Annotated in this window: 4 protein-coding genes and 2 pseudogenes; all 6 read left to right on the plus strand. The window is 70.1% G+C overall.

Annotated features, from left to right (window positions below; all coding sequences use genetic code 11):
* A pseudogene (locus B7X32_RS20430) lies at window positions 1-243 on the plus strand (TetR/AcrR family transcriptional regulator); the annotation flags it as partial.
* Window positions 244-351: 108 nt separating this feature from the next.
* The gene (locus B7X32_RS20435; protein ID WP_045272966.1) at window positions 352-546 is read left to right on the plus strand and encodes a helix-turn-helix domain-containing protein; all 195 of its coding nucleotides are present in this window, start codon (window positions 352-354) and stop codon (window positions 544-546) included.
* A 149-nt stretch (window positions 547-695) separates the two neighbouring features.
* Window positions 696-794, plus strand: a complete 99-nt coding sequence (locus B7X32_RS20440) for an AURKAIP1/COX24 domain-containing protein (RefSeq protein ID WP_003792170.1) — start codon at window positions 696-698, stop codon at window positions 792-794.
* A gap of 230 nt (window positions 795-1,024) precedes the next feature.
* Complete coding sequence (locus tag B7X32_RS20445; protein WP_292723972.1) at window positions 1,025-1,327, plus strand: rhodanese-like domain-containing protein; 303 nt, start codon at window positions 1,025-1,027, stop codon at window positions 1,325-1,327.
* Window positions 1,324-1,578: pseudogene (locus B7X32_RS20450) on the plus strand (glutaredoxin family protein); the annotation flags it as partial. The gene B7X32_RS20445 and the pseudogene B7X32_RS20450, both read left to right, overlap by 4 nt.
* A 125-nt stretch (window positions 1,579-1,703) precedes the next feature.
* Window positions 1,704-2,006 (plus strand): Dabb family protein, encoded by a 303-nt coding sequence (locus B7X32_RS20455; RefSeq protein ID WP_292723974.1) that lies wholly within the window; start codon window positions 1,704-1,706, stop codon window positions 2,004-2,006.
* Window positions 2,007-2,299 lie beyond the last annotated feature (293 nt).

Genomic DNA, 2,299 nt, shown 5'->3' on the forward strand with positions numbered 1-2,299 from the left:
ATCGAGCGCCTGCTCGACGGGATCGCCGCCCACATCGACCGTGTCGCCGCCGCCCGGCCGGACGAGCCGCGGACTCCTCGCGTGTTCGTCCCCGAGGATCCGGCGCTCGCCGCCGACAAGCGGGTGCGCGCGGCGGCGAAGAGCGTGCGCGACGCGGAGAAGGCGCTGCGGGCGGCGCAGAAGAACGAGCGCCAGGTGCGCAAGGACGCCGCGGAGCGCCTCGCGCGATCCGCGGCGGTCTGAGGATCCCCTGCCACACCGTTCACACGGGTTTACACGTGTCGCCAGCAGCCCCTACAGTTATCGCAACCCGCCGCGCAGGTCGCGCGACGGAGAGGGGGGTAGATGGGGATGCCCGAACAACTGCCGGACGTGAAGTTCCTGACCGTCGCCGAGGTGGCGGCGATCATGCGCGTGTCCAAGATGACCGTATACCGGCTGGTGCATGCGGGGGAGCTGCCCGCGATCCGCTTCGGCCGCAGCTATCGCGTGCCGGAATCCGCGGTCACAGCCGCCCTGCAGAAGCCGATCGCCGACGTCGGCTGAGCGCCGTGCTGGCCGGTCGGGGACGGTCGGCGCGCTTGCGCGTCAGCGTCGGCGGTGCCGTGCGCTAGACTGTTGCGAGGCATTTTCCGTGCCCCGATCCCGGGCGTCGTCCGTGTGCGACGCCCAGCCCCTGACTTAGTGAGGTTTCCGTGGGTTCTGTCATCAAGAAGCGCCGCAAGCGCATGGCGAAGAAGAAGCACCGCAAGCTGCTTCGCAAGACTCGCCACCAGCGCCGCAACAAGAAGTAAGCGGCCGCGCCGAACGCGCAAGTCACTGAGCGCCCCCGATCTTCGGATCGCCGGGGCGCTTCGTGCATTCCGGGCTTCGTGCATTCCCGGCTTCGTCGTCCCCTGGCGCGGGCTGCGGGCTGCGGGCTGCGGGCTGCGGGCTGCGGGATTTGGGCTGACGGATCCGGGCTGCGGGGGAGGGATCCGGCTCGGCGCGCCCGGGGGATCCGACGTCTGGAAGAATCGGATCCATGAAGACGATCACCGTCGCCCAGCTGGCAGAGCGCACCGAGACGCCCCTCATCGACGTGCGCGAGAGGAGCGAGTTCGCCGCGGGGCACGTCCCCGGAGCGGTGAACCTGCCGATGTCCGAGATCGGGGACCTGCTGCACGAACTCCCGGACGGGGCGTTCGACGTGATCTGCCAGCTCGGCGGGCGCTCGGCGCGCGTTGTCGAGGCGCTCGAGGCGCGCGGCTACGACGCCACGAACGTCGAGGGCGGCACCGCGGAGTGGATCGCGGAGGGGCGCGCGATCGAGACGCCGGCGCCGTGATCGCGCTGACCCTGATCGGCAAGCCCGACTGCCACCTGTGCGACGTGGCCTCCGACGTGGTCGACGCGGTCGTCGCCGAGCTGCCGGACGCGCTCGCCGAGGACATGGAGATCACGGAGCTGTCGATCCTCGACGACCCCGCCCTGTACGAGAAGTACTGGGAGAAGATCCCCGTGCTCCTCATCGACGGCGAGCTGCACGGCCACTGGCGGATCTCGCCGGATCGGCTGCGCGACGCCCTCGCCGAGAAGGCCGCGGCATCGAACGCAGGGTCGGCCTCCCCGGCGGAGGATTCGGGGCGGGCCGCAGACGACGCTGATGCGCCAGACGACTCGGTGGAAGTGACCGCCGACGCACAGGAAGCAGGAGAAGAGCGATGACGCTGCGGCACGTGGTGACCTGGAAGATGGCGGCGACCGATCCGGCCGAGCGTGCGGAGCACGCCGCGGGGGTCGCCTCCCGGCTGGAGGGTCTCGTCGGCGTCGTGCCGTCGATCCGCGCGCTCACGACGGGCGTCAACACGCTCGCGATCGAGGGCAACTGGGACGTGACGCTGATCGCGGACTTCGACGACGCCGCGGGCCTGGACGCGTATCAGGTGCACCCCGCGCATCAGGAGGTCGTGGGCTACGTGCGCTCGGTCTCGGGCGGGCGCTCGGCGGTCGACTTCGAGGTCTGAGCCGCCGGCAGGGCGCAAGGATCGGGCGCTCCGGAACGGTTGTGCGAGTCATCGTCTCGTATTCCAGACGTTCTGGCGGTTCCGCGACGCATGAGAACCGCGGGATTCCGCGGTGAGGCGAACGCCGATACCGAACCGAGACGCCCGGGGGGCACTTCCCGTTACACGGCGGTAACCGCACCGTGTCAAGATGGTCGGCAACCCGCATAGGACGCCAGCGTCCTCGACACAGGAGTCGCACATGGAACGTCGCTCGAAGATCGCCTACGGACTCGCCCTCGCGGCGGCCGAAA

Origin of the sequence: Microbacterium sp. 13-71-7 (genome assembly GCF_002257455.1) — a bacterium.
In the GTDB taxonomy this organism is placed as follows: domain Bacteria; phylum Actinomycetota; class Actinomycetes; order Actinomycetales; family Microbacteriaceae; genus Microbacterium.